Origin of the sequence: Stappia sp. TSB10P1A, assembly GCF_900185725.1 — a bacterium.
Lineage (GTDB): Bacteria > Pseudomonadota > Alphaproteobacteria > Rhizobiales > Stappiaceae > Stappia.
Genome location: NZ_FYAU01000026.1, coordinates 163660 through 186275, shown reverse-complemented (window position 1 = coordinate 186275; position 22616 = coordinate 163660). Strand labels below are relative to the sequence as shown.

General features: G+C 69.2%; 27 protein-coding genes and 1 pseudogene. 20 read left to right on the top strand and 8 right to left on the bottom strand.

What is annotated here, in order from left to right; all coding sequences use genetic code 11:
* Nucleotides 1-22: 22 nt before the first annotated feature.
* Nucleotides 23-1783, top strand: a complete 1761-nt coding sequence (locus tag TSB10P1A_RS12270) for a GMC family oxidoreductase (RefSeq protein WP_186388208.1) — start codon at nt 23-25, stop codon at nt 1781-1783.
* On the top strand, nt 1780-3021 hold the full coding sequence (locus tag TSB10P1A_RS12265; RefSeq protein ID WP_186388207.1) for a cytochrome c: 1242 nt from the start codon (nt 1780-1782) through the stop codon (nt 3019-3021). The genes TSB10P1A_RS12270 and TSB10P1A_RS12265 overlap by 4 nt, the downstream gene beginning before the upstream one ends.
* A gap of 98 nt (nt 3022-3119) precedes the next feature.
* Here TSB10P1A_RS12265 and TSB10P1A_RS12260 read toward each other — a convergent pair whose 3' ends face one another.
* The 3 genes from TSB10P1A_RS12260 to TSB10P1A_RS12250 form a co-directional block, all read right to left on the bottom strand.
* Nucleotides 3120-3329, bottom strand: a complete 210-nt coding sequence (locus TSB10P1A_RS12260; protein WP_186388206.1) for a hypothetical protein — start codon at nt 3327-3329, stop codon at nt 3120-3122.
* A 284-nt stretch (nt 3330-3613) separates the two neighbouring features.
* The gene (locus tag TSB10P1A_RS12255; protein ID WP_186388205.1) at nt 3614-4984 is read right to left on the bottom strand and encodes a trehalose-6-phosphate synthase; all 1371 of its coding nucleotides are present in this window, start codon (nt 4982-4984) and stop codon (nt 3614-3616) included.
* Nucleotides 4985-5111: 127 nt separating this feature from the next.
* On the bottom strand, nt 5112-5348 hold the full coding sequence (locus tag TSB10P1A_RS12250) for a hypothetical protein (protein WP_186388204.1): 237 nt from the start codon (nt 5346-5348) through the stop codon (nt 5112-5114).
* 319 nt (nt 5349-5667) lie between these two features.
* Between TSB10P1A_RS12250 and TSB10P1A_RS12245 the strand changes: the two genes are divergently transcribed.
* A complete protein-coding gene (locus TSB10P1A_RS12245; protein ID WP_186388203.1) occupies nt 5668-5934 on the top strand; it encodes a hypothetical protein in 267 nt (88 codons plus the stop codon).
* 116 nt (nt 5935-6050) lie between these two features.
* On the opposite strand, the gene TSB10P1A_RS12240 is transcribed toward TSB10P1A_RS12245, so the two are convergent.
* Both TSB10P1A_RS12240 and TSB10P1A_RS12235 read right to left on the bottom strand, forming a co-directional pair.
* Complete coding sequence (locus TSB10P1A_RS12240; protein WP_186388202.1) at nt 6051-6329, bottom strand: BON domain-containing protein; 279 nt, start codon at nt 6327-6329, stop codon at nt 6051-6053.
* A 12-nt stretch (nt 6330-6341) separates the two neighbouring features.
* Nucleotides 6342-6536: a DUF3008 family protein gene (locus TSB10P1A_RS12235; protein ID WP_186388201.1), complete on the bottom strand. Its 195-nt coding sequence runs from the start codon at nt 6534-6536 to the stop codon at nt 6342-6344.
* 221 nt (nt 6537-6757) lie between these two features.
* On the opposite strand from TSB10P1A_RS12235, the gene TSB10P1A_RS12230 reads away from it, so the two are divergent.
* The 4 genes from TSB10P1A_RS12230 to TSB10P1A_RS12215 all read left to right on the top strand — a co-directional run bounded on the left by TSB10P1A_RS12230 (nt 6758) and on the right by TSB10P1A_RS12215 (nt 9687).
* Nucleotides 6758-7867, top strand: coding sequence for an AI-2E family transporter (locus tag TSB10P1A_RS12230; protein WP_244293094.1), 1110 nt, complete (start codon nt 6758-6760; stop codon nt 7865-7867).
* On the top strand, nt 7864-8352 hold the full coding sequence (locus tag TSB10P1A_RS12225) for a hypothetical protein (protein WP_186388505.1): 489 nt from the start codon (nt 7864-7866) through the stop codon (nt 8350-8352). The genes TSB10P1A_RS12230 and TSB10P1A_RS12225 overlap by 4 nt, the downstream gene beginning before the upstream one ends.
* A 112-nt stretch (nt 8353-8464) precedes the next feature.
* Nucleotides 8465-9193, top strand: coding sequence for a cytochrome c oxidase assembly protein (locus TSB10P1A_RS12220; protein ID WP_186388200.1), 729 nt, complete (start codon nt 8465-8467; stop codon nt 9191-9193).
* Entirely contained in the window at nt 9193-9687 is a 495-nt protein-coding gene (locus TSB10P1A_RS12215) for a CopD family protein (RefSeq protein ID WP_244293093.1), read from the top strand. The genes TSB10P1A_RS12220 and TSB10P1A_RS12215 overlap by 1 nt, the downstream gene beginning before the upstream one ends.
* On the opposite strand, the gene TSB10P1A_RS12210 is transcribed toward TSB10P1A_RS12215, so the two are convergent.
* Nucleotides 9668-10159, bottom strand: coding sequence for a DUF2231 domain-containing protein (locus TSB10P1A_RS12210; protein ID WP_244293109.1), 492 nt, complete (start codon nt 10157-10159; stop codon nt 9668-9670). The two genes, TSB10P1A_RS12215 and TSB10P1A_RS12210, sit on opposite strands and share 20 nt — an antisense overlap.
* Nucleotides 10160-10231: 72 nt before the next feature.
* On the opposite strand from TSB10P1A_RS12210, the gene coxB reads away from it, so the two are divergent.
* The 7 genes from coxB (at nt 10232) to TSB10P1A_RS12175 (ending at nt 16346) form a co-directional block, all read left to right on the top strand.
* Nucleotides 10232-10900, top strand: coding sequence for a cytochrome c oxidase subunit II (gene coxB, locus TSB10P1A_RS12205; protein WP_244293092.1), 669 nt, complete (start codon nt 10232-10234; stop codon nt 10898-10900).
* On the top strand, nt 10897-13419 hold the full coding sequence (gene ctaD / locus TSB10P1A_RS12200) for a cytochrome c oxidase subunit I (protein ID WP_186388197.1): 2523 nt from the start codon (nt 10897-10899) through the stop codon (nt 13417-13419). Before coxB ends, ctaD begins: the two co-directional genes overlap by 4 nt.
* Complete coding sequence (locus tag TSB10P1A_RS12195) at nt 13416-13745, top strand: hypothetical protein (protein ID WP_186388196.1); 330 nt, start codon at nt 13416-13418, stop codon at nt 13743-13745. Before ctaD ends, TSB10P1A_RS12195 begins: the two co-directional genes overlap by 4 nt.
* An 18-nt stretch (nt 13746-13763) precedes the next feature.
* A complete protein-coding gene (locus tag TSB10P1A_RS12190) occupies nt 13764-13940 on the top strand; it encodes a hypothetical protein (RefSeq protein WP_186388195.1) in 177 nt (58 codons plus the stop codon).
* Between the two features lie 81 nt (nt 13941-14021).
* Nucleotides 14022-14447: a hypothetical protein gene (locus tag TSB10P1A_RS12185; protein WP_186388194.1), complete on the top strand. Its 426-nt coding sequence runs from the start codon at nt 14022-14024 to the stop codon at nt 14445-14447.
* A gap of 52 nt (nt 14448-14499) precedes the next feature.
* Nucleotides 14500-15621 (top strand): DUF3182 family protein, encoded by a 1122-nt coding sequence (locus TSB10P1A_RS12180; RefSeq protein WP_186388193.1) that lies wholly within the window; start codon nt 14500-14502, stop codon nt 15619-15621.
* Complete coding sequence (locus TSB10P1A_RS12175) at nt 15618-16346, top strand: S9 family peptidase (protein WP_186388192.1); 729 nt, start codon at nt 15618-15620, stop codon at nt 16344-16346. The genes TSB10P1A_RS12180 and TSB10P1A_RS12175 overlap by 4 nt, the downstream gene beginning before the upstream one ends.
* A gap of 30 nt (nt 16347-16376) precedes the next feature.
* Here the strand turns inward: TSB10P1A_RS12175 and TSB10P1A_RS12170 are convergent, their stop codons facing one another.
* Nucleotides 16377-16676 (bottom strand): hypothetical protein, encoded by a 300-nt coding sequence (locus tag TSB10P1A_RS12170; protein WP_186388191.1) that lies wholly within the window; start codon nt 16674-16676, stop codon nt 16377-16379.
* 148 nt (nt 16677-16824) lie between these two features.
* On the opposite strand from TSB10P1A_RS12170, the gene TSB10P1A_RS12165 reads away from it, so the two are divergent.
* The 5 genes and pseudogenes from TSB10P1A_RS12165 to TSB10P1A_RS12145 all read left to right on the top strand — a co-directional run.
* Nucleotides 16825-17346 (top strand): superoxide dismutase family protein, encoded by a 522-nt coding sequence (locus TSB10P1A_RS12165; protein ID WP_186388190.1) that lies wholly within the window; start codon nt 16825-16827, stop codon nt 17344-17346.
* A 409-nt stretch (nt 17347-17755) separates the two neighbouring features.
* Nucleotides 17756-18334: a sigma-70 family RNA polymerase sigma factor gene (locus TSB10P1A_RS12160; protein WP_244293091.1), complete on the top strand. Its 579-nt coding sequence runs from the start codon at nt 17756-17758 to the stop codon at nt 18332-18334.
* A 174-nt stretch (nt 18335-18508) separates the two neighbouring features.
* The gene (locus tag TSB10P1A_RS12155) at nt 18509-18730 is read left to right on the top strand and encodes a hypothetical protein (protein ID WP_186388189.1); all 222 of its coding nucleotides are present in this window, start codon (nt 18509-18511) and stop codon (nt 18728-18730) included.
* Entirely contained in the window at nt 18727-20274 is a 1548-nt protein-coding gene (locus TSB10P1A_RS12150) for a phospholipase D-like domain-containing protein (protein WP_186388188.1), read from the top strand. Before TSB10P1A_RS12155 ends, TSB10P1A_RS12150 begins: the two co-directional genes overlap by 4 nt.
* A gap of 5 nt (nt 20275-20279) precedes the next feature.
* Nucleotides 20280-20912, top strand: a pseudogene (locus tag TSB10P1A_RS12145) (endonuclease/exonuclease/phosphatase family protein); the annotation flags it as partial.
* Between the two features lie 235 nt (nt 20913-21147).
* Here TSB10P1A_RS12145 and TSB10P1A_RS12140 read toward each other — a convergent pair.
* Nucleotides 21148-21822, bottom strand: a complete 675-nt coding sequence (locus TSB10P1A_RS12140; protein ID WP_244293090.1) for a BON domain-containing protein — start codon at nt 21820-21822, stop codon at nt 21148-21150.
* A gap of 289 nt (nt 21823-22111) precedes the next feature.
* Here TSB10P1A_RS12140 and TSB10P1A_RS12135 point away from each other — a divergent pair, with 289 nt between their 5' ends.
* Entirely contained in the window at nt 22112-22546 is a 435-nt protein-coding gene (locus TSB10P1A_RS12135; protein WP_186388187.1) for a CBS domain-containing protein, read from the top strand.
* Nucleotides 22547-22616: the final 70 nt, after the last annotated feature.

The window sequence follows — 22616 nt, the reverse complement described above, 5'->3', positions numbered from 1 at the left end:
CGCGCCCGGCAGAGGGAGACCCATGACCAAGCAACGTCCACGCGTCGATGTGGTGCTGATCGGCTTCGGCTGGACCGGCGCGATGTATGCCGAAAAGCTGACGGCCGCGGGGCTTGAGGTGCTGGCGCTCGAACGCGGACCCTGGCGCGACACCCACAGCGATTTCGCCACCACCTTCGCCCAGGACGAGCTGCGCTACTACTGGCGTCACGCCATGTTCCAGGAGGCTTCGCAGGAGACGCTGACGTTCCGCAACAACAGCGCCCAGACGGCGCTGCCGATGCGGCGCTGGGGCTCGTTCCTGCCCGGCAACGGGGTGGGCGGCGCCGGCGTCCACTGGAACGGCCAGACCTACCGCTTCCTGCCGTCCGACTTCGTCGCCCGCAGCCACAACGAGGAGCGCTACGGCCCCCTGCCGCCGGACATGACGGTGCAGGACTACGGCGTCACCTATGACGAGCTCGAGCCGCATTTCGACCATTTCGACAAGATCTGCGGCATCGGCGGCCAGGCGGGAAACCTGCGCGGCGAGATCCTCCCCGGCGGCAATCCCTTCGAGGGTCCGCGCAGCGATCACTATCCGACCCCGCCGATGCAGATGACCTTCTCGCAGGACCGGTTCGGCGAGGCGGCGCGGCAGCTCGGCCTGAGCCCGTTTCCGGTGCCGTCGGCGAACATGTCGCGCGCCTATGTCAATCCGCTCGGCATGCAGCTCGCCCCTTGCACCTATTGCGGCTACTGCGAGAAATACGGCTGCGGCAACTACTCCAAGGCCTCGCCCCAGACCACCATCCTTCCCGCCCTGATGCAGCGCAGGAACTTCTCCCTGCGCACCAACTCGGAAGTGCTGTCGGTGGAGAAGACGGCCGACGGCTCGCGCGCCTCCGGCGTCACCTATGTCGACACCAGCGGCGAAGTGGTCTTCCAGCCGGCCGAGATTGTCGTCCTGTGTGCCTATCCCCTGCAGAACACGCGGCTGCTGCTGCTGTCGAATATCGGCACGCCGTACGATCCGCGCAGCGGCGAAGGGGTCGTCGGCAAGAACTACTGCTATCAGGTGATGTCGTCGGTCACCGTCTTCTTCGAGGAGGAGCATACCAACGGCTTCGTCGGGGCCGGCGCGCTGGGCATGGCGGTCGACGATTACAACGGCGACAATTTCGACCATTCCGGCCTCGGCTTCATCGGCGGCGGCTACATCGCCTGCAACACCACCAATGCCCGCCCGATCGAGAGCCATCCGGTGCCCGAGGGCGTGCCGAACTGGGGCTCGCGCTGGAAGCGGGCGGTGCGCGAGAACTTCCTGAAGACGGCCGATGTCGGGGTGCATGGCGCTTCCATGGCGCATCGCGGCAACCATCTCGATCTCGATCCGACCTATACGGATGCGCGCGGGCGGCCGCTGCTGCGCATGACCTACGATTTCACGCTCAACGACCGGCGGCTGACCGCGCATCTGACGCCGGTTGCCGAGGAGATCGCCCGCGGCATGGGCGGGCGCGAGATCAAGGTCAACGCCCGCCGCGGCTCCTACGACACGATGCCCTATCAGACCACGCATAACACGGGAGGCACCATCATGGGGACCGATCCGGCGACGAGCGTCGTCAACCGCTATTGCCAGAGCTGGGACCTGCCGAACCTGTTCGTCAGCGGCGCCGGGCTCTTCCCGCAGAACGCCGGATACAACCCGACCGCAACCGTGGCGGCGCTGGCCTACTGGTCGGCCGAGGCCATCGTCAGCCGCTATCTCCCCGATCCGGGACCCTTGGTGCGGACATGAGACGGCTGCGCGACATGCTGCTGGCGAGCACGCTCGCCGGCGGGCTCGGCCTTGGTGCCGTCCCGTCCGCGCCGGCGCAGGAACTCGCCTTCTCGCAGGTGGAGCGCGGCCGCTATCTGGCGACCGCCGCCGATTGCATGGCCTGCCACACCAATATCGAGGAGGATGGCGAAGCCTATGCCGGTGGCCGCGGCCTGGAGACGCCGTTCGGCGTCATCTATTCGGCGAACCTGACGCCGGACGAGACCACGGGCATCGGCCGCTGGTCGCGCGACGAGTTCTACCGCGCCCTCAACGAGGGCGTCGGCCGCGACGGCGAGCATCTCTACCCGGCGATGCCCTATACCCATTTCACCTTGATCTCGCGCGCGGATGCCGATGCGATCTACGATTATCTCTTCACCCTCGAGCCGGTGAGGAACGAGCGGCCGGAGAATGAGTTGCCGTTCCCGCTGACCCTTCGCCAGACGCTTGCCGGCTGGAAGATGCTGTTCTTCGAGCAGCGCGAATTCGCGGTCGATCCGGACCGCCCGCAGGAGTGGAACCGCGGCCGCTATCTCGTCGATGCCCTTGCCCATTGCGGCGCCTGCCACACCGGCAAGAACGTGCTGGGAGCGGACAAGGACGACGAGTATCTGAGGGGCGGCACGCTGGAGAACTGGTTCGCGCCCAACATCCGCGGCGGCGTCAACGGCGGCATCGCCGACTGGGAGGTGGAGGACATCGTGCGCTTCCTGCGCGACGGACGCGCCCGCCACACCGCGCCGATGCAGCGCATGGGCGAGGTCGTCGGCCTGTCCACCCAGCACCTGGCGGAGGAGGACCTGCGGGCGATGGCGGTCTATCTGAAGAGCCTCGACGACCGGCCGCGAGAGGCGCCGGAGGCACCGGACCAGGCGCGGCTGGAGATCGGCGCGGCGATCTATTTCGACAATTGCGCCGCCTGTCACGCGGCCGATCGGGCGGGGGTGCCCTATATCTTTGCGCCGCTCGGCAGCTCCAACAAGGTCGCGGCCGAGGACCCCTCCACCGCCATCCGCATCATCCTTGGCGGCGCCCGCGCGGAGGCGACCAGGGCCGCCCCGAGCCAGCTCGCCATGCCTCCCTTCGCCTGGAAGCTGAGCGACCGGCAGGTCGCCGATCTTCTCACCTATCTGCGCCATGCCGGCGAGCGGAAGGCGGGGCCGGTCTCGGCCTCGCAGGTGGAGGACATGCGCCGCTATCTGGAAGAGAAGTGAGGGACCCCATGACGTCTTGGCCGTCTTGCGGAACTGACGCTGCAACACTGCAAGGAGGCGGGGCTGGTCCCCTGACGGAGCCGGCGACAGGTCCCGGATCAGTCGTCGCCGAGCAGGGCCAGTCCCGTTCCCACCGCTCCCATGCCGGTGCTGGCGGCAAAGCTCCACAGCAGCATCGCCGCCGCGAGCGGCTCGCGAAACAGCAGGCCGACCTCGCCGATCCAGTGCAGATACGCGGCGCCGACCAGCACCCCGACCAGCATGCCTGTCGCCAGGTTGACGAGAACAAAGCGCGAGATGCGGTTCATCCCTTTCGAAGGGCGAGATCGGCGGTCTGGTTTTCGCGGGTCAGGCATTGCCTCCTCCTGTGGGTGGGGCGTTGCGATCGACCGGGGGCCGGTCGGCCGGAGGCGGAACGACCTCGCCCTTTATCGGAGGGCGTGGAGAGGCACGCCGGCGCCGCAGCGCCCGGTTCCGTGCCCAGCCGGGCAGCAGTTCGCTCATGAGACCCTGAAGCCTGTTCCACATGGCGCGTCGCCTCCTTGAAGGCCCAACACGCGGGCGGTGCGTCTGTTCCCTGGGGCCCGGCGGTTTAGCGCCGGTGCGCGAGCGCGCTCAGGAAGGCGTCGAGCCAGGCTTTCGAATCGTGCCGCAAAACCTGCTCCAGCAGGGCCGCATGGCGCTGCCGCCGTTCGGCCAGCGGCATGGTCAGGGCGCGGTGGAGACTTCGGGCCATCTCGTCGATGTCATAGGGGTTGACCAGCAGCGCCTCGTCCATCTCCTCGGCGGCGCCGGCGAAGCGCGACAGGACGAGGACGCCGGGGTCTTCCGGATCTTGAGCCGCGACATATTCCTTGGCGACGAGGTTCATGCCGTCGCGCAAGGGGGTGACGAAGCCGACCTGGCTGCCGCGCATCAGGGGTGCCAGCTTGCTCCGGTCGACGCTGCGGTGGATGTAGCGGATCGGCGTCCAGTTGAAGTCGGCGAGCCGGCCGTTGATCGCCCCGACCAGCGCCTCCAGCTCGGCGCGGATGTCGCCATAGGCGCCGACCTCCTCGCGGGTCGGCGGGGCGACCTGCAGATAGGTCACCGATTTCTCCAGCTCCGGGTGCTGCGCCATCAGCCGGTCGAAGGCCTTCAGCCGCTCGGGCAGGCCCTTGGAATAGTCGAGCCGGTCGACGCCGATGATCTGGCGCCTGCCCAGCACCCGCCGGCGCATCAGGTCGATCTGCACCTCGTCGTCGGCCTGCCGGGTCATGGCCGCGAAGCCGCGCGCGTCGATGCCGATCGGGAAGCGGTCGATCGTGACGCTGCGGCCGCCGACCTGGAAGCGGGTGTCGCCGAGCTGCACCGCCGACAGGCGCTCGCCGAGATAGGCCTTGAGATTGCCCGCGTCGGTGTGGGTCTGGAAGCCGATGACGTCATAGTCCAGCAAGGCGTCGACCAGTTCCGCATGATTGGGCGAGGCGACGAGAATGTCGGGCGGAGGAAAGGGAATGTGGAGGAAGAAGCCGATCCGCTGGCGGCAGCCGAGCTTGCGCAGGCACCGGGCGAGCGGGATCAGGTGATAGTCGTGCACCCAGACGAGGTCGTCGGCCTTGAGCAGCGGCGCGAGCTGCCGCGCGAAGGTCTCGTTGACCCGCTGGTAGCTCTCGAAAAACGCCGGCCGGTAGTCGACGAGGTCGAGCCGGTAGTGGAACAGCGGCCACAGCACGCTGTTGGCATAGCCGAGATAGTAGTTGGCGATGTCCTCGGGCGACAGGGGGACCGTCACCTGCTCGGCGCGGCCGACCCTTTCCACCTGCGCTTCGCCGCCGGTCACCCCGTCGGCGGCGCCGTTCCAGCCGAACCAGATGCCTTCCCGCTGCTTCAGCGTGTCCGCCAGCCCGACGGCGAGGCCGCCGGCCTGGTTGGTGCTGCGCAGGTTGGCGACGCGGTTGGAGACGACCACCAGTCTGCTCATGGCCTCGTCCTCGCGGGCGCTCGCAAATCGTGGCGGCGCAGGCCCCGTCATCGGCGGAGCAGGCCGTGCCGCAATGGGCTGCGGGCCCCGTGGGTCGGCCATGTCGGGCGCCATGCCGGGCGCCATGTCAGGGCGCCCGGTCGGCGAGCTGCGTCGCGCCTTCCCGGGCGGCGCAATGGGCGCAGCAATAGATGGTGCCGCCCGCCTCGACGCCGTGGCCGATCACCCTGCAGCCGCAATGGGGGCAGGACGGCGCCAGCGCCTGGATGGCGCATTCGAAGCTGTCGAAGACATAGGTCGAGCCCGCCATCGTCACCTCGAAGGCCTTGTCGTAGTCGTTGCCGCATTGGTGGCACGTGCCCATGGGTCTCTCCTTTCGCGTTTCTCCCCGAACCCGCGGCGCGCGCCGAGGTTCCGACCGGCGTCCGGAAAAATCGCCGGCACCGGGAACCATCGCGGCGCGTGCGGGTTGGAGGGACGTGGAGGGCGAAACCCGGATGGCGAGACATCCTGACGGAGCACGGCCCTTTCACGACGGAGCCCGACCAGCATCGCTCGTCGGGCTGATCGTCGTCGTCCCGGCCATCCTGTCCTTGCTGGGATCCGGATTGGCCTTGGGGCCGCGCGGCCCGCAGGGGTCGCCGCGACGATCTTGCCGCCAATTTTCATGGGAAGGACGCAGGATGAACGACAAACGGGACACCAGGGACGAGCCGGTCGAACTGCCGCCCGGCAAGGCAAGACAGGGGACGGGGTCGCCCCGCATCCTGATCCTGCTCGTGGTCTCGCTGCTGCTGGCGCTGGTCTACTGGTGGGGCGTCGACCTCTATCGCGAGATCGCGCTGGCGCCGGACGAACCGGCGCAGGAACCCGCCACGACCCAGCAGCCGGACTATCCGCCGTCTTCGCCGGTCCTGCCGGACGAGTCCTTGCAGAGGAGCCCCGACTAAGCAATTCCGGGAAAAGTGGGCACCGGTTTTCCGCCCGGAATTGCGTGAAAAAAACCGATGAAGCTTTTCCGCGACTGACGAAAAAGGGAAACGCCCCAGCGGGTCCTCCGCGGGGGCTACATCTTCGAGCCCCAGACGCCGATGACGTTGCGAACGCTGCCAACGCCGTCCACCCGCAGCGCGATCCGCGAGCATCGCCCGATTTCCTCGGTCCGCGTGACCGTGCCGGACAGGGTGATCTCATCCCCGCTGGCGGTGACGGCAACGTCGGAGGCATCGACCTCGCCGTCATCGGCAAGGGCGCAGGCTACCTGTGCCTCGAGTTCGGCGGCGGGGGAGCGGGGCGCCCGGTGCTCGGCGGGGGCGCCGAAGAAGCGCCGGTCTTTCAGAACCATCGGGATGCCCTCCTAGGATTTCGACTTGGAAACGTGGTCCGGTTTGCCCTTGCGGGAGGTGGAGGCCATCTCCTCGAGCTGCTCCTCGCTCATCGAGTCCAGCATCTGCCTCGATGCGCCTTTCAGATCGCTCTTCTTCGTCTCGCCCCGTTTCGCCGACAGGGCCGCGCCGGCGGCCTTCTGCTGGGACTTGGATTTCGCGGGCATCGCGCGTCTCCGATTCTGGTGGTACTTCGCGTTCAACTGCGCGCGCGGGCGGATGTTCCCTGCCGGGATCGCAGGGGTTCTCGGGAAGAGGCGGCGAACAAACGGCGCGTTCGGCAGTTGGGCTGCGACGAGAAGCAGACCGGAGACGCTTGCATGCGCGCCACCGACATCCCGTTTTGCGATCCCGCCGCGACGCGCGGTCGCCTGATCCGGCGCCGCGGATGAACGGCTCGATCTCTCCGCCCGCTCTCGGCCCCTTCGCGCAGCGGCTGCTGGCCGTTGCCTTCGTCGTGATTGCGGCGCTGGCGCTGTGGTACCTGCGGCACCTGCTGCTGCTGGTCTTCGCGGCGATCCTGCTCGCCGTGGCCCTGCGCGGCCTCGCCTCCCTCGTCTCCCGGGTCACCGGCACCGGCAACGGCTGGTCGTTCGCGGTGGCGAGCCTCGCCGCGGCCCTGGCGATCGTCCTGTTCTTCGCCATTCTCGGATCCCAGCTTCAGGCACAGCTCCTGCAGTTGCGCGACCAACTGCCGGAGCTGCTGGCGCCGCTCGAACACTGGCTCGGCGGCGGCAATATCGGCGACTGGCTGGTCGAGCGGGCGGAAGCCATGATGTCCGAAGTGGACGTGATGAGCCGGATCGCCGGCCTGTCGGGATGGGCCCTGACGCTGCTGGCGAACGGGGTTCTGGTCATTGTCGCGGGGCTCTATATGGGCTCCCAGCCGGGCCTCTATCTCCATGGCTTTCTGCTCATGTTTCCGCGCCGGTTGCGGGCCGGTGCCGCCAGCACCCTCGATGCGCTGGGCACTGCGCTGCAGCGCTGGCTGATGGGCCAGATCGCCTCGATGCTGGTGGTCGGCACGCTCACTTTCCTGGGCCTGTGGGCGCTGGGCATCGAGGCGGCGCTGGCGCTCGGCTTCATCGCCGGCATCCTCGAATTCGTCCCCTTTGTCGGGCCGGTGCTGGCAACCGTTCCCGCGCTCGCCATCGCGCTGTCCGTCGATACCGCCACGACGGTCTGGGTCCTGCTGCTGTATCTGGCGATCCAGCAGATGGAGGGAAACCTGCTCAACCCGCTGATCCAGCAGCAGACCGTCGCCCTGCCGCCGGCGGTGACGCTGTTCGCGCTGCTGGCTTTCGGCATTCTCTTCGGCCCGCTGGGGATCCTGCTGGCAACGCCGCTGGCGGTCGTCTGTCTCGTTGCGATCAAGCAGGTCTGGCTGCGCGGGACGCTGGGCGAAGCCGTTCCGCTGCCGGGAAAGGGGACCGGCTCCGATCTTGCGGAACACGGCGGCACCGGACGGGGTTTGCGGCAAAAGGAGACCTTGCCATGACCACGCCCCGTCCTCTTCCCGACCCGGGCACGCCGCCGCTGCCGTTGCCGTTTCCCCCGCAGCCGGTGCGCGAGCCCGATCCCGAACGGCTCCCCGACGAGGAGCCGCTGCCCAACCCGGACGAGCAGGACAACCCGCCGCAGCAGGCGAGGAGGGCGGTCCGCCCCGCCTCGCCCTGGTCGCTCTGTCCGGGCGGGTGGGACACCGTCGGATCCGGCGATGCGGATCCGCCTCGGCCCGGCATCGGGATCGAGGCACGGACAGCGACACGTAACGAGAAAGCCACGGTGACAGGAATGCAGGACACGGATGATCCCCGCAAGGAGCGCCGGCGCGCTCGCAGGGGCGACTATCGCAGCCTGCTGCGGCAGGTCGAGAGCGAGCCGGTGCCGGAGCGTCTTCTCGACCTTGCCCGCAAGCTGGAGAGCGCGCTCGCCGAGCAGCGCCGGCGGCAGTACGGCGACGGCGGTCCGGCCGACAGGTAGGGGCCTTGCCGCCGCCTGCCGGGGCAGGGGGCGCGAGCGCGGCGAAGGGCGGCGGGAGGGGAACTTTTGCCGGGGCGGGGCGTTACGGTCCCGATCGCGAGGGGGAACCGTCATGCCCGAATTCTACTGTGGGGCGGCGCCGGAGCCGCAGAACTTGGCCCTTGCCTGGAATGTCGATCCGGTGGCGATCGCCCTGTGCGTCGCCCTCGTCGCCATCCATGCAAGGGTCGGCCGCCGGCGTGACCGGCCGGCGCTGCTGGCGGGCACCGGCCTTCTTCTTCTGCTGTTCGTCTCGCCGCTCTGCGCGCTGACGGTCGCGCTGTTCTCCGCGCGGGTTGCCCATCACACCCTGTTGATCGGCGTCGCGGCGCCGTTGCTGGCCCTGGCCTTTCGCGAGGTGCGGATACCCGGCCCCGCGCTGCCGCTGAGTGTCCTTGTCGCCGTCAACGCGGCGATCCTGTGGTTCTGGCATGTCCCGCAGGTCTATGAGGTCGCGATTGTCGGGGCGCTGCCTTACTGGGCGATGCAGGCCAGCCTGCTGGCGGCCGCCTTTTTCCTGTGGCGCGGCGTCCTGGCGCGCGAAACGCATCCGGGGCTCGCCCTGTTCGCCCTGCTCGCCACCATGGTGCAGATGGGCATGCTCGGGGCGCTGCTGACCTTTGCCCGCCGGCCGCTCTACACGCCGCACTTCGCCTCGAGCGAGCCTTACGGGCTGTCGCCGCTTGCCGACCAGCAGCTTGCCGGGCTGATCATGTGGGTGCCGGCCTCGCTGCCCTATCTCGCCGCGGCGGTGCTGCTGCTGGCGGCATGGGGGGCGCCTGCGTCGCGGCCGGTCCCCTGATGCTCTGGGTGAAAGGCCTGCATCTTGCCGCCATTGCCTTCTGGGTCGCCGGGCTCGTCTGCCTGCCGGGGCTCTATCTCCGCCGCACGCGGGTCCGCGACCGCGACAGCTTCCACCGGCTGCATGCCCTCGTGCGCTTTCTCTATGTCGGGATCGTCTCGCCGGCCGCCTTCCTCGCCGTCGCCAGCGGTACGGCGCTGGTGTTCCTGCGGCAGACATTCGACGTCTGGTTCTTTCTCAAGCTGGCTTTCGTCGCCGTGCTGGTGGTGCTGCATGTGCTCGCTGGCACGGTCATCGTCAGCCTGTTCAGACGGGGGCGCACCTATCCGCTGTGGCGCAGGATAGTCGCCGTGACGGCGGTCCTGCTGGCGTCCGCCGCGATCCTGCTGCTGGTGCTGGCCAAGCCCGATCTCGCGGGCCTGCTCCCCGCCATCCTTTACGAGCCTGGCGGGCTGCGACGCCTTGCCGGCGCTCTCAATCTTCTTCCGAGATGATGAGGCCGATGCCGTGATCGAACACCAGTTTGCCGCCATGCCAGCCTGCCAGCCCGGTGAAGATGCTCGCCAGCAGCGACAGCATCAGGCCGTAGGGCAGCACGGCAGCCGGATCCGTCAGGCGCAGGCCCCAGTTGGTTCCCGCGATCGCGATCAGCATCATCGCGGCAACCGCATGGGTCCAGCTCGCCACCCGGATGCGGATGCCGGCGACCAGGAGGAGTTCGGCCGTGCCGACCAGTCCCGCGCCGACGCCGGCCAGAAAGGCGATGCCGGCCGACCACAGGCCGGCGCGCAGCCAGAACGGGTCCCCCGTCCACCACAGCAGCAGGTCGCAGCCGAGCGTGGCGACGACCAGGGCAATCGGAAAATGCACGCTCATCGCATGCAGCGGGTGCCCGGCAACGGCGACGGCGGAGGCGACGGATTCTTCCGCGACCTTCTCGATGACTGGACTGTCGCTGGGTTTCATTTCGTTCATCGTGCGGCTCCCTTCTGGCAGGAAAGGCCCGGCCCCGGCGTTTGGTTCCGTCCGGCCGGCGTTTTGGCCGGCTGCCTGGTCCTGTCCGCCTGTTCGGGGCCGCTGTCGGTGCTGGAGCCGGAGAGTGCGTCGGCGCGCAATGCCACGACGCTGTGGTGGGTCATGGCCTATGCCGGCACGGGGATCTTCATGGCCACCGCCTCGGTGCTGGTGCTGGCCGTCGTCCGCCCCTCCTGGCTGCGCGCCTTCGGCGAGGCGCGGCTGATCCTGTGGGGCGGGCTCGTCATCCCCCTCGTCCTGCTGGCGGGTCTGGTGGCGGCCGCCTTCGCGCTGGGGGAGCGGGGCATCGCCGCGGCGCGGGAGCCGGCGGCGCTGCGCATTGAGGCGGTGGCGCGCCAGTGGATCTGGCAGTTCCGCTATCCCGGCGGCCATGTCACGACCAATCTGCTGCATCTGCCCGCCGGGCGCGATGTCGACATCGTGCTGACCAGCGAGGATGTCATCCATTCGTTCTGGGTGCCGCGCCTCGCCGGCAAGCTCGACGCCATTCCCGGGCACACCAACATCCTGCGGCTGCATGCCGACAGGGCCGGGAAATACGGCGGCGTCTGCACTGAGTATTGCGGCATCGGCCACGCGCCGATGCGCTTCGACGTGGAGGTGCACGAGGAGGAGGCCTTCCGCCGGATCCTCGCCTCCGAAGCGGCGACGGCCGGGGAGGGCGGAGAATGAGCGCGCGCCCCACTCGGCAGACCCCGCTCCGCCTGCACCGGGAGCTAGCGGCGCTGTGGGACACGCCGGCCGGCTGGCGCCGGCTGTCGGCGGTCAATCACACGGTGCTCGGCAAGCGCTTCATTCTCGCCGCCTTCTTCTTCTTCGCCGTCGGCGGGCTGCTCGCCATGCTGATCCGCGTGCAGCTCGCGACCTCGAGCACGGCCTTTGTCGGGCCGGAGGCCTACGGCCAGATCTTCACCATGCACGGCACGGTGATGATGTTCCTGTTCGCGATCCCGATGTTCGAGGGCTTTGCGATCTACCTGCTGCCGAAGCTGCTGGGCGCGCGCGATCTCGCCTTCCCGCGCCTCACCGCTTATGGTTTCTGGTGCTACATCTTCGGCGCCTCGATCCTGCTTCTCGCGATGGTCGCCGGCGTTGCCCCCGACAGCGGCTGGTTCATGTACACGCCGCTGTCCTCCTCGACCTATTCGCCCGGCATCAATGCCGATGTCTGGCTGCTCGGCATCACCTTCGTGGAAATCTCGGCGCTGTCGGCGGCGATCGAGATCACCGTCTCGGTGCTGAAGGTGCGCGCGCCCGGCATGAGCCTTGCCCGCATGCCGATCATGGCCTGGTACCTGCTCGTCACCGCCCTGATGATGCTGTTCGGCTTCCCGCCGCTGATCCTCGGTTCGATCCTGCTGGAGCTGGAGCGCGCCGCCGACCTGCCGTTCTTCGATCCGCTGCGCGGCGGCGACTCGCTGCTGTGGCAGCACCTCTTCTGGCTGTTCGGCCATCCGGAGGTCTACATCATCTTCCTGCCGGCGGCCGGGGCGATCTCGATGATGATCCCGACCTTCGCCCGGCACGAGCTGATCGGCTACCGCGCCATCATCGTCGCGCTGATCGCCATGGCCTTCCTGTCCTTCGGCCTGTGGGTCCATCACATGTTCACCGTCGGCATCCCGCACTTGGCGCTGGCGTTCTTCTCCGCCGCCAGCGGGCTGGTGGCGATCCCCACGGCGGTGCAGATCTTCGCCTGGATCGCGACGCTTGCGGCCGGGCGGCCGCGCTTCGACGTGCCGATGCTTTATCTCGGCGGCTTCTTCTTCATTTTCGTGATCGGCGGGCTGACCGGCGTCATGCTGGCGATGGTGCCGTTCAACTGGCAGGCGCATGACACGCATTTCGTCGTCGCGCATCTGCACTACGTGCTGGTCGGCGGCTTCGTCTTCCCGATGATGGCGGCGGCCTATTACTGGCTGCCGCATTTCACCGGCCGCCGTGCCGAGCACCGGCTGTCGAAGCCCGCCTTCTGGGCGATCTTCCTCGGCTTCAACCTGACCTTCTTCCACATGCATCTGACGGGCCTTCGCGGCATGCCGCGCCGGGTCGACACCTATCCGGTGGAGGCGCGGCTCGACTGGCTCAATCTCCTGTCCTCGGTCGGCTCCTTCGTGATGATCATCGGCTTTGCGCTGTTCGTCATCGACCTCGTCGTGCAGATGCGCTTCGGCCAAAGGTTCCGGCGCAATCCCTGGGCCGCGCGCACCCTGGAATGGGCGATGCCGACGCCGCCGACCTCCTATGCCTTCGCCTCGCTGCCGCATATCACCGAGCGCGGCGACCGGCTTGCGCCCGACGCGGAAGGGGCACGGCTTGCCGGCGGGCACGGCTATCTCGGCTTCACCCGCAACGGCTGGATGGAGACGCTCGGCGTCGACATGACCAGCGGCCGGCCGGACCAGCTCATCGTCCTGCCGCGCCAGTCCTTCCTGCCGCTGTGGAGCGGGCTCCTCACCGCCGCCTTCGTGCTGTGCCTGCTCGCCAAGCTCTACTGGCTGTCGCTTTTCGCCTTCGCCGCCATCGTCGTCTCGCTGCTGGCCTGGACCGGCGGCACCGGCGCGCGGCAGGACACGGGCGCGCTTCCCATCGGCAAAGGCGCCTCCGCCCGTCCGCATTGGGAGACCGCCACCCCGCCCTCGTGGTGGGCGATGGTGCTTGCCTGCGCCGCCGAGGCGACGCTGTTCTCCTCGCTGCTGTTCGGCGGGCTGTTCCTGTGGCTGGTGGCGCCGGCCTGGCCGCCGCCGCAGCCGGCGATGCCCGATCCGCTGCTCGCCGCGGCCTGTCTTGTCCTCATGCTGCTGGCGGCACTGCTTGGGCGGGATGCGGTGCGGGCGCTGACGCGCGGCGGCCCGCCCGCCCTGCGTCTTGCCCTTTGCGCGGGTGCCCATGGCGGGGCGGCGCTGCTCTTCGCGCTGATGGCCGCCAGCGTGCCGGTGCCGACCACCCATGCCCACAACGCGACAGCCCTTGTGCTCTTTGCCCTGTGCGGCCTGCGGGCCGGTTTCGGTGCGCTGCTCGCCGGTTACGGTCTGTGGCGGGAGCGGGCCGGCTACCTGTCGCCGGTCCGCAGCCTCGACCTGCGCATCGGCCGGATCTGGCACGACTATGCCGCCGCCACCGGCATCGTCGGGATCGGTGCCGCCTTCGTCTTCGCCTGGCTGGCCTCATCTGCGGGGGCGGCGCCATGAGACCGCGCAGTATCCTCCTTCTCGGCGCCGGCTTCACCATCTGGGCCTCGGCCTTCGTCGCGCTCTACGCCATGCTGTCGGTCGGCTGCCGCTTCGGCTGGCACGAGGTGGCGCTCGAAGGGGCCGGCGGCCTGTCGCTGCAACGCTTGCAGCTCGTCGCGATCTTCCTGGTGCATCTGGCGGCGGGCGTTGCGCTGGTCGCGCTGCTGCGGCGGTGGAAGGACCGGGGCTTCCTCTACCCGCTCGCCTATGTCGCGGCGATCGCGGCGCTCAGTGCCAGCGTCTTTTCCTTCGGCGCCGTCTTCTTCCTGTCCACCTGCGCCTGAACCGAGAGGTGACGAGAGATGCCACCGAGATCCGCCAACCCGGCCAGACCGCATGTCGTCATCGTCGGCGGCGGCTTCGCCGGCCTTGCCTGCGCCCGCGCCCTGGGTGGCGCGGAGATCGACGAGCCGGTGGACCTTGCGCCGCCTGCCGATCCGAAGAGCCGCCAGACGGACCGGCACGAGAGCGGCGGGTGATTTGCGCGGCAGCGCGGCCCGCCGGGGAACATAACCGCCTCCCGCGGGTTGGCAGGCGTCAACAAACCAGGAGGACTGTTCATGACCTGCCACAAATTGCTTCTCGCCGCCTCGCTGTCCCTCGGCCTCGCCACGGCGGCAGTCGCCCAGACCAGCACCGATCCCGCCATCGGCGGCGCCGGCAATCTGCCGATGGGCTGGGACGGCGCCATCGGCGATGCCTTCTTCAGCGACACGCAGACCGGCACGCTGCGCTCGGAAGACGAAGCCCGGGCCAACTGGGATACCCTGTCCAGCGAGCAGCAGGCTCAGGTCCGCTCCCATTGCGTCAGCGTCGACACGGCGGGCGCCACCACCCTGCCGGACACCGGCAGCGACGTGACCGGGTCGACCGGCGCCACCGGCGACCAGCCGCCGGCCGGGACGGACCTGCCGGGTGCGGGCGCCGGCGCGGGTGCCGACTACACGGCGTCGATCCAGCAGGTCTGTAGCTGGATCGAGCAGTAACCGCTGCCGGCCGGATCGGTCGGCCTGTCTCCGGCGCCGGGAGTGATGGTCCATGGGATCCGGTTGCGATGTTGACGGCGCCTCGAGCCGTGGCCCGCTCGTCACCTGGGGCTGCGAGGACATGCCGGGCCATGCGCTGCACACCCATGTGGCGCTGGCCCGGCATGCGGCCGACCTGCTCCAGTGCCGCTATGACGGGCGGCTGGAGGACTTTTGCGGCGAAGAGCTGCCCTACTGCATTCCGCGCGGCACCCTGTGCGGCGCGGAGTGCCGTCAGGTGTTCGCAAGCGCGCGCCCCGACCCGCGCCGGTTCCTCGGCGGATGGGTGCCCGCGCGCCTGCTCGCGACCAAGGCCATCGTCCATCCGCTGGCGCCGGGGGAAGAGCCGCCGGACGGCTGGCCCACGGGCTTTGCCGAGGCGGTGCGCGACATCGTCCTCGACGGGGCGACCGCGTTCACGGCCGAGGGGGCGGCCCGGGCGGGAGAGGGCCTGCTCGCCAAGGGGCCGGTGCGGGTCAAGGCGGTCGGGGCGAGCGGCGGCAGCGGGCAGTTCGTCGCCCGCTCGGCCGGCGAGCTGGACCAGGTTCTGGCGCGGGCGCAGGACGACGGGCTCATCGCGGGCGGCCTCGTCCTGGAGGAGCACCTGGAGGACGCGAAGACCTACAGCGTCGGCGAGATCGTGCTCGGCGATCTCAGCGCCGCCTATGTCGGCCTGCAGGAAACGACCGACAACAACCACGGCGAGCGGGTCTATGGCGGTTCGCGGCTGTTTCTCGTCAGGGGCAGGTCTCCGCAATTGCTGAAACTGGTTTCGCCGGAGGTGGCGACCCTGTGCCTGACCGGGCTGAGGTTCGACCAGCTTGCCGAGCGCGAGTTCGGGCTGGTCGCCTCGCGGCGCAACTACGACGTGATCGTCGGCACGGACCACGGCGGGCGGCGGCGCTGCGCCGTGCTCGAACAGTCCTGGCGGGTCGGCGGGGCCAGCCCGGCGGAACTGGTGGCGCTGGAGGCCTTCGCGAAGGATCCGGCCCGCCGGCATGCCGTCGCCGCCTCGGTGGAACGATACGGCGCGACGGCGGTTCCCCCGGAAGGGGCGAGACTCTATTTCCACGGCACCGATGCCGCTGTCGGGCCGATGTTGAAATATGCCGTGGTGCAGGGCGAAGAGCGTTGAGAAAGACCGATACCCGGATCGAGGTGGCCGGTGTCCGGCTAGCCGGCCACATCTTCGAACCGCGCACCGGCTGGCCGGGCGTGCTCTTCGTGCATGGCTGGGCCGGCAGCCAGACGCGCGACGAGAAACGCTCGCGGGCGATCTCCCGGCTCGGCTGCATCTGCCTGACCTTCGACATGCGCGGCCATGGCGCGACGGATCTCGACCAGGCGCGGGTCAGCCGCGCCGACAATCTCGCCGATATCTGCGCCGCCTATGATGTCCTCGCCGCGCATCCCTCCGTCGATGCGTCATCGATCGCCGTCATCGCCAGCAGCTACGGTGCCTATCTCAGCACGTTCCTGATCTCCTCGCGTCCGGTGCGCTGGCTGGCCCTGCGCGTTCCCGCGCTCTATCGCGACGAGGACTGGGACACGCCCAAGCGGTCGCTGGACCGGCGCGACTTGCAGGATTATCGCAGCCGGCAGGTGCCGCGTCACGCCAACCGGGCCTTGCGCCACTGCCAGGACTTCGCCGGCGACGTCTTGATCGTGGAATCGGAGAACGATCACCTGGTGCCGCATCCGACCATCGCCAGCTATCTGGCGGCCTTCGGCAATGCCTGCTCGATCACCCACCGGATCATCAAGGGGGCCGACCACGCCCTGTCCGACGCCGAAAGCCGGCGCTCCTATGACGAACTCCTGATCCGCTGGATTCGGGAAATGGTCTTGAGCGCGCGCTGACCGGCCTCGGCAAGGCCGCCCCGCGGCGCGTCAGTCGGCGTCCTGCTGGTCCGGCAGGCGCTCGGGCGGGATCACCGGCGTTTCTCCGATGTCGGGCGGCGGCTGGATGATCTCGGCATCGCCGGCGGGCGGCGGCTCGAGCACGCCGTCGCAGGCGCCGAGACGGTCCGACAGGGTCTTCTCGCCCTCGCCGGGCACCAGCCGGCAGTGCTCCTCGTCCTGAGCCTGCGCCTGCGTCTCCGGCTTCGGTTTCGGCTGGCCGCTCGCCGGCATGGCGAAGGCCAGAAGCAGCGCCAGGCCGAGGGCTGTCGCGGCTGTCCTGCAGGTCATGGCCGGTCTCCTTCGTGTCACGGCTTTTGCCCTTCCATCCTCCCAACGTCCCCCTCCCAACGTCCCGCCGCCGCGCGGTGTTCCGCCGACCCGGAACAAGTCCGGCCGCCGGCGGTTGGGCGGCATCCCACCACCGCAGGAGATCCAGATGAAGACCCTCATGATAGCAAGCCTGCTTGCCGCGACGGCACTGCCGGCCTTCGCCCAGGATCAGAACCAGGACCAGAACCGGGCGCAGGCGAGCGCGACCTTCGTCAACCAGGCGGGCGAGGAAAACGGCAAGGCGACGCTGACCCAAACGCCCGGCGGCGTGCTCATCGAACTCGAGGTCACCGGCCTGCCGGCCGAGCAATGGGTGGCGTTCCATGTGCACGAGACCGGCACCTGCGACGCGCAGACCGGGCACGAGTCCGCCGGCGGCCACTTCAACCCCACCGACGCCAGTCACGGCTATCTCGCCGAAGGCGGACCCCATGCCGGGGACATGCCCAATCAGTGGGTGGATGCGGGCGGCACGCTGCGCGCCCAGGTCTTCAACGCCATGGTGAGCCTCGACGGCGACAACGCCATCCGCGGCAGGGCGCTGATGATCCACGGCGGCGAGGACGACTATATCAGCCAGCCGACCGGCGATGCCGGCGACCGTCAGGCCTGCGCCGTCATCGACTAGCCGGCCGGGGCGGGACGGGGCCTGTCGGGAGTGCGGAGGCCGAACGGAAATCGGGGGCGCGGGGAACCATGACCGCGGTGCCACGTTGGGTTGGGGAGGGCGTAAGGGGGCCAGCCAGCTAGGTCGTGAACTCATGATTGTGCCGGAAACGGCGTCTGGCCCGGCAAGGATATGCCAGGAGGAGCGCGATGGCCGGGGCAGGTTCCCCGGCCGAGCGGTCCGACGCCGCAGATCAAAGCCGGGCAGGCGCCCTTCGGACCTGTGCGAACCCGTCGGCAACGACGTCGGAAGCCCTTGAAAATCTGATGGTTTCCTGAGGTCTTGCTGCTTGTATCCAGACAGGTTCGCGCAGACCGTTTCTCGCCGGAATTATGAGTTCACGACCTCGTGCAGACGAGGAGGGAACCCGATGCCGGGGATGCCCAAGCGTGCCGGCCTGAGTGGTCCGCAAACCGAGATCGTTCACCTCATTCCCGCCTTGCGGGCCTTCGCCAGGACCTTCTACCGCGAACCCAGTCCCGCCGATGATCTCGTCCAGGAGACGCTGACGCGGGCGCTTGCCAGCATTCATCAGTTCAGGCCAGGGACGAGCATGAAGTCGTGGCTCTTCACGATCATGCGGAACACGTTCTACACCAAGATCAAGATCGAGACGCGGGAGGCGCCGGGCGCGGCCGACTGCGTGTCGCTGCGTCCGGCCGCCGATCCGACGCAGGAATGGTCCTGCCGGGGGCGCGAGATCGCTCAGGCGATCGAGCGCCTGCCGGAGCAGCAGCGGCAGGTGCTGGTGCTCATCGGCCTGCGCGGCGTCTCGTATGAAGAGGCGACGGCGATCTGCGGCTGCGCCATGGGAACGGTCAAGAGCCGGCTCAACCGCGCCCGCCACCGGCTTCTGGAAGAGCTGGGCGAGCGCTCTCCCAATTCCTCGTTCGAACACGACGCCAGCCATCCGGTCGCCTCGCTGGACGGCCTCTCGCGCCACGGCTGAGGCGGCGGAAGGGGACAGCCTCCGGCGGCAACAGCCGGCAATGGGCGCCGCGGCACAGGTCCGCTGAGGCTGCGCCGGAACCATTTTTCCTCCCGATGGTTGATCACAAGGGCTGGCGGCGGCGTGGCGCGAACCGGCCGCGACCGGTTCGCAGGAGAGAAGGGGAGAGACCCGATGGCAAACGCGAGCAGGAAGCACATGGGCGTCGGTGCCCAGGGCAAAGGCAGCGGCAGCGGCGCCCGCACGCTCACCGACAAGGATCGCCTCGGCGACAACATGGTCCTGTCGAACCGCGACAAGTCGCGCCACGCCAGGACCCGTGGTCTGGACAGCAAGCAGGTGCAGAACGACCAGCGGCATGATCACAAGGCCAACAGGATCGGCGAGGAGCCTTGAGAGCAGGAGAAGGCGGCCCCGGCCGCCGGCACGACGAACCGGAGCCCCTGGCGCGGACGGAAGCCTTTCGCGCTGCGCCGGCGCCGATCCTTGCCGAGGGGCGCAATGTCTGGCGCCGGGCGCAGGCGCGCCGGCTGGCCTTCCTGATCGATGGCGAGGCCTATTTCCGGCGGCTCGACGCCGCCTTGCGGGCCGCTCGTCGCTGTATCTGGATCGTCGGCTGGGACTTCGATCCCGAGATCCGCCTGCGCCCCTGCGACGAGGAGGCGGGCTCGCTCGGCAGCCTGCTGCGGTCGTTGGCGGAGTCGGTTCCCGGGATCGAGATCCGTATCCTGGTCTGGGGCGAGGGGCCGGTCTATTCGAGCGGCCGGATCCCGCTGTTGCAGGAAACCGACTGGCACGAGCATCCCCGCATCGGCCTCGTCTACGACTTCTCCCATCCCCTTCGCGCCTCCCATCACCAGAAGCTGGTGGTCATCGACGACGAGATCGCCTTCGTTGGCGGCATCGACCTGACGGGAGGGCGCTGGGACACGCGCGCGCATCTGGCGACCCACCCGTCCCGCCGCCGGCCCGACGGCACGCCGTATGGGCCGCTGCACGACATGCAGGTCGCGGTCGCGGGGGAGGCGGCCCGCCTGGTCGCGGAGGTGGCCTGCCGCAGGTGGCGCTCCGCCACCGGCACTGAGGTTGCGCCCGGCACGGCCGGCGCGCCGGTCTGGCCGGCGGATCTTGATCCGGATCTGCTGGACTGCGAGGTCGGCATCGCCCTGGCGGAGCCCGGCGACGGCGAGCGGGCGCGGCGGACCGATACCGTGCAACTGACCTGCGATGCCATCGATGCGGCGCGGGACTGCATCTATATCGAGACGCAATATCTCGCCTCCTCGCGCGTCGTCCGTCACCTGTGCGCGCGCCTGCGCCAGCCCGATGGTCCGGAAGTGGTCATTCTGGTGACGCGCGACACGCGCGGCATTCTCGAGCAATGGACGATGGGCTACGGGCGCACTCTGGCGATCCGCCGGTTGCTCAGGGCGGGCGGCACCGAGCGGCTTCGCATCGGCTATGCCGTGGTGCCGGACGGGGAGGGGAAGGATAGCGAAGTCCTCATCCACGCCAAGCTGATCATCGTCGACGATCGCTTCGCCCGGGTGGGCTCGTCCAATCTCAACAACCGGTCGGGAGGGTTCGACACCGAATGCGATGTGGGTGTCGAGGCGCACGGCGAGGAGGCCCGGCGCGCCATCGCACGGCTTCGCAACTCTCTGCTGGCGGAGCATCTGGATGCCGATCCGGACGTGGTCGAGGGCATCGTTGCGCGAACCGGATCGGTCGTTGCCGTGATCGACGAACTCAACGTCAAGCCGCGCGGCCTGCGGCCCTATTACGCCGATCCGCGCAAGCGGGCGGGCCTGCTGCATCTGGGATCGGGCATCCTTGATCCGAAGCGGCGCTACTGGCCGTTGCAGCGGGTCGGCGAGGTCGGGCGCTCGGCCGCCCTGCGGGTCGCCGGGGTGCTGAAGACCTGGTTCGGGATATCGTGATCGACATGACCCGTCCCTTGCGCGTCCTCTCCTACAATGTGCATGGCTGCGTCGGCGGCGACCGCCGCCTCGATCCGGGGCGGGTGGCGGAGGTGATCGCCGAGGCCCGCCCGGACATTGTCGCCCTGCAGGAGCTCGATGTCGGCCGCTCCCGCAGCGGCGGCATCGATCAGGCCCACCATATCGCCGCCGCGCTGGAGATGACCTCGGTGTTCCATCCGGCGATGCATGTCGCCGAGGAAAAATACGGCGACGCCATCCTGACGGCGCTGCCGATGCGCACCGTCCGCACCGGCGGGCTGCCGTCGGTCGGCGAGCCGCGCGGCGCGATCTGGTGCGAGATCGAGGCCGGCGGGCGGTCGCTGTTCGTCTTCAACACTCATCTCGGGGTCCTGCGCCGCCAGCGGCGGCAGCAGGTGGCGACCCTTCTCGGCGAAGACTGGCTGGGCAATGCCGCCTGCGCCGGGCGGGACCTCATCGTGATGGGGGATTTCAATTCGATCCCCTCCTCGCCGGCCTTCGCGCGGCTGGCCTCGCGTCTGCAGCTCGCGCGCCGGCCGGACGGCCGCCTGGCGGGGCCGACCTTTCCCGCCCGTCTGCCGCTGCTGCGGCTCGACCATATCTTCCTGTCCGGGCGGCTGCGCTGTCTCGACGTGGAGGTGCTGCGCACGCCGCTGGCGCGGATCGCCTCCGATCACCTGCCGCTGCTGGCGAGGCTGGAGATTGTCGGAGAGGCTGGGGGAGAGGCTGGGGGAGAGGCGGGGGGGGGGGGAGGGGGGGGGAGAGGCTGGGGGAGGAGACGTCTGAGAGCGGCCGGCGGCCCGAGACCGCCAGCCGTTGCCGTCATGTCACTTGCCGTCAGGCCATGTGCCGTCAGGCCACGTCGCTCTGCGCCGGCACCGGATGCGGGCGCACGCGCAGGTTGTTCTGGACATGGGTCACGCCGGAGACCGATTCCGCGCAGTCCTCGGCGCGGCGCTTGTCGTGGCGGTGATCGACGAGGCCGCTCAGCGTCACCTCGCGGTCGTTGACCTCGACGGCGATGTTGGTGGCGTCGAGATAGGGATCATCGCTCAGCCGGTCGTGGACGTCCTCGCTGATCCGGGCATCCGAGCGCTTGTAGCCGCGCGGGCCCTTGCCGCGATGCTTGTCCATCTCGCGCCGCCGCTCGGCGTCCTCGTCGCCGAACCACGAGGCGACCTCGTCGGTCGCCCGCTCCAGGAAGGCGCGCCGGTCGCCCCGCTCGCGCGGGTCGTCGTCCCGGCCGCGCCCGTGTCCGTATCCGGCCCCGCGCCAGGGATCGTCGCGCCGGTAGTCGTCATAGTCGCGGGCGTCATAGTCGCGATAGCGCGGATGCGGATAGAGCGCCTCGCCGATCAGCGGCGAGGGGCCATAGAGCGCGCCGATGCTCGGATACGGCACCCGGTCATCCCGCTCGTCGGTTCCCCAGACTTCCCTGGCCCAGTTGTCCCTGGCCCAGTCGTCGCGGCGGGAGGGCCCACGCCACCTGACGTCCCGTCGCATGTCGCCATTGGGATAATACGGCATCCTTGCCTCCTTGGTTGCTGCGCGTTGGTTCGCGGATAGTGGAGAAACCCGCCAGGGCGGCGGATTGTTCCTGCGCGGCGCACGCAGAACAGGGCGTCCGAAGCGCCGCCACACACGCCCTCGGCTCGCCCCCCCTCTCTCCCGTCCTCCCGGGACCGATGGCCGCGCGGCGGCCGCGGAGCGGCCTTGCGGAACAATCGGCACGCGCCGGCGGTTCATGGGTTGGCGCAGCCGTGCTCCGCCTGGCTGCGGCCCTCCCTGTCACGGACCGACAACCCCGGAGAACGAGATGAAGATTTCAGAGATCATGACCAGCGACGTGGAAATCGCCAGCCCGGAGGACACGCTGGAACAGGTTGCCCGGCGGATGGCGAGCCAGGACATCGGCTTCCTGCCGGTCGGCGAAAACGATCAGCTCGTGGGAATGGTGACGGATCGCGACATCGCCGTGCGCGGCGTCGCCCGCGGTCTCGACGGGGGCGGGCGCGTGCGCGACGTCATGTCCCGCGACGTGAAATACTGTTTCGAGGACGACGAGATCGAGGACGTCATCATGAATATGGGCGACATCCAGGTCCGCCGCCTCGTCGTGCTGAACGCCGACAAGCGGCTGACCGGCGTGGTCTCGCTCGCCGATGCGGTGCGCCAGGATCAGGCGATCACCGGCATCGGTCTCAGCGGCGTCGTCCGCCCCGGCGGCTCGCACAACCAGGCGGCCAACTGACCGGCCTGAACCTGAAGCGGGGTGGGAACCGGGCGGGAACGGATCCGTCTTCGGCGCCGGCTTCCCCCCA

Bases quoted from the DNA above. Each gene is read 5' to 3' on its own strand.
- TSB10P1A_RS12270 (WP_186388208.1), top strand. From the start codon at position 23: ATGACCAAGCAACGTCCACGCGTCGATGTGGTGCTGATCGGCTTCGGC.
- TSB10P1A_RS12265 (WP_186388207.1), top strand. From the start codon at position 1,780: ATGAGACGGCTGCGCGACATGCTGCTGGCGAGCACGCTCGCCGGCGGG.
- TSB10P1A_RS12260 (WP_186388206.1), bottom strand. From the start codon at position 3,329: ATGAACCGCATCTCGCGCTTTGTTCTCGTCAACCTGGCGACAGGCATG.
- TSB10P1A_RS12255 (WP_186388205.1), bottom strand. From the start codon at position 4,984: ATGAGCAGACTGGTGGTCGTCTCCAACCGCGTCGCCAACCTGCGCAGC.
- TSB10P1A_RS12250 (WP_186388204.1), bottom strand. From the start codon at position 5,348: ATGGGCACGTGCCACCAATGCGGCAACGACTACGACAAGGCCTTCGAG.
- TSB10P1A_RS12245 (WP_186388203.1), top strand. From the start codon at position 5,668: ATGAACGACAAACGGGACACCAGGGACGAGCCGGTCGAACTGCCGCCC.
- TSB10P1A_RS12240 (WP_186388202.1), bottom strand. From the start codon at position 6,329: ATGGTTCTGAAAGACCGGCGCTTCTTCGGCGCCCCCGCCGAGCACCGG.
- TSB10P1A_RS12235 (WP_186388201.1), bottom strand. From the start codon at position 6,536: ATGCCCGCGAAATCCAAGTCCCAGCAGAAGGCCGCCGGCGCGGCCCTG.
- TSB10P1A_RS12230 (WP_244293094.1), top strand. From the start codon at position 6,758: ATGAACGGCTCGATCTCTCCGCCCGCTCTCGGCCCCTTCGCGCAGCGG.
- TSB10P1A_RS12225 (WP_186388505.1), top strand. From the start codon at position 7,864: ATGACCACGCCCCGTCCTCTTCCCGACCCGGGCACGCCGCCGCTGCCG.
- TSB10P1A_RS12220 (WP_186388200.1), top strand. From the start codon at position 8,465: ATGCCCGAATTCTACTGTGGGGCGGCGCCGGAGCCGCAGAACTTGGCC.
- TSB10P1A_RS12215 (WP_244293093.1), top strand. From the start codon at position 9,193: ATGCTCTGGGTGAAAGGCCTGCATCTTGCCGCCATTGCCTTCTGGGTC.
- TSB10P1A_RS12210 (WP_244293109.1), bottom strand. From the start codon at position 10,159: ATGAAACCCAGCGACAGTCCAGTCATCGAGAAGGTCGCGGAAGAATCC.
- ctaD (WP_186388197.1), top strand. From the start codon at position 10,897: ATGAGCGCGCGCCCCACTCGGCAGACCCCGCTCCGCCTGCACCGGGAG.
- TSB10P1A_RS12195 (WP_186388196.1), top strand. From the start codon at position 13,416: ATGAGACCGCGCAGTATCCTCCTTCTCGGCGCCGGCTTCACCATCTGG.
- TSB10P1A_RS12190 (WP_186388195.1), top strand. From the start codon at position 13,764: ATGCCACCGAGATCCGCCAACCCGGCCAGACCGCATGTCGTCATCGTC.
- TSB10P1A_RS12185 (WP_186388194.1), top strand. From the start codon at position 14,022: ATGACCTGCCACAAATTGCTTCTCGCCGCCTCGCTGTCCCTCGGCCTC.
- TSB10P1A_RS12180 (WP_186388193.1), top strand. From the start codon at position 14,500: ATGGGATCCGGTTGCGATGTTGACGGCGCCTCGAGCCGTGGCCCGCTC.
- TSB10P1A_RS12170 (WP_186388191.1), bottom strand. From the start codon at position 16,676: ATGACCTGCAGGACAGCCGCGACAGCCCTCGGCCTGGCGCTGCTTCTG.
- TSB10P1A_RS12165 (WP_186388190.1), top strand. From the start codon at position 16,825: ATGAAGACCCTCATGATAGCAAGCCTGCTTGCCGCGACGGCACTGCCG.
- TSB10P1A_RS12160 (WP_244293091.1), top strand. From the start codon at position 17,756: ATGCCGGGGATGCCCAAGCGTGCCGGCCTGAGTGGTCCGCAAACCGAG.
- TSB10P1A_RS12155 (WP_186388189.1), top strand. From the start codon at position 18,509: ATGGCAAACGCGAGCAGGAAGCACATGGGCGTCGGTGCCCAGGGCAAA.
- TSB10P1A_RS12140 (WP_244293090.1), bottom strand. From the start codon at position 21,822: ATGCCGTATTATCCCAATGGCGACATGCGACGGGACGTCAGGTGGCGT.
- TSB10P1A_RS12135 (WP_186388187.1), top strand. From the start codon at position 22,112: ATGAAGATTTCAGAGATCATGACCAGCGACGTGGAAATCGCCAGCCCG.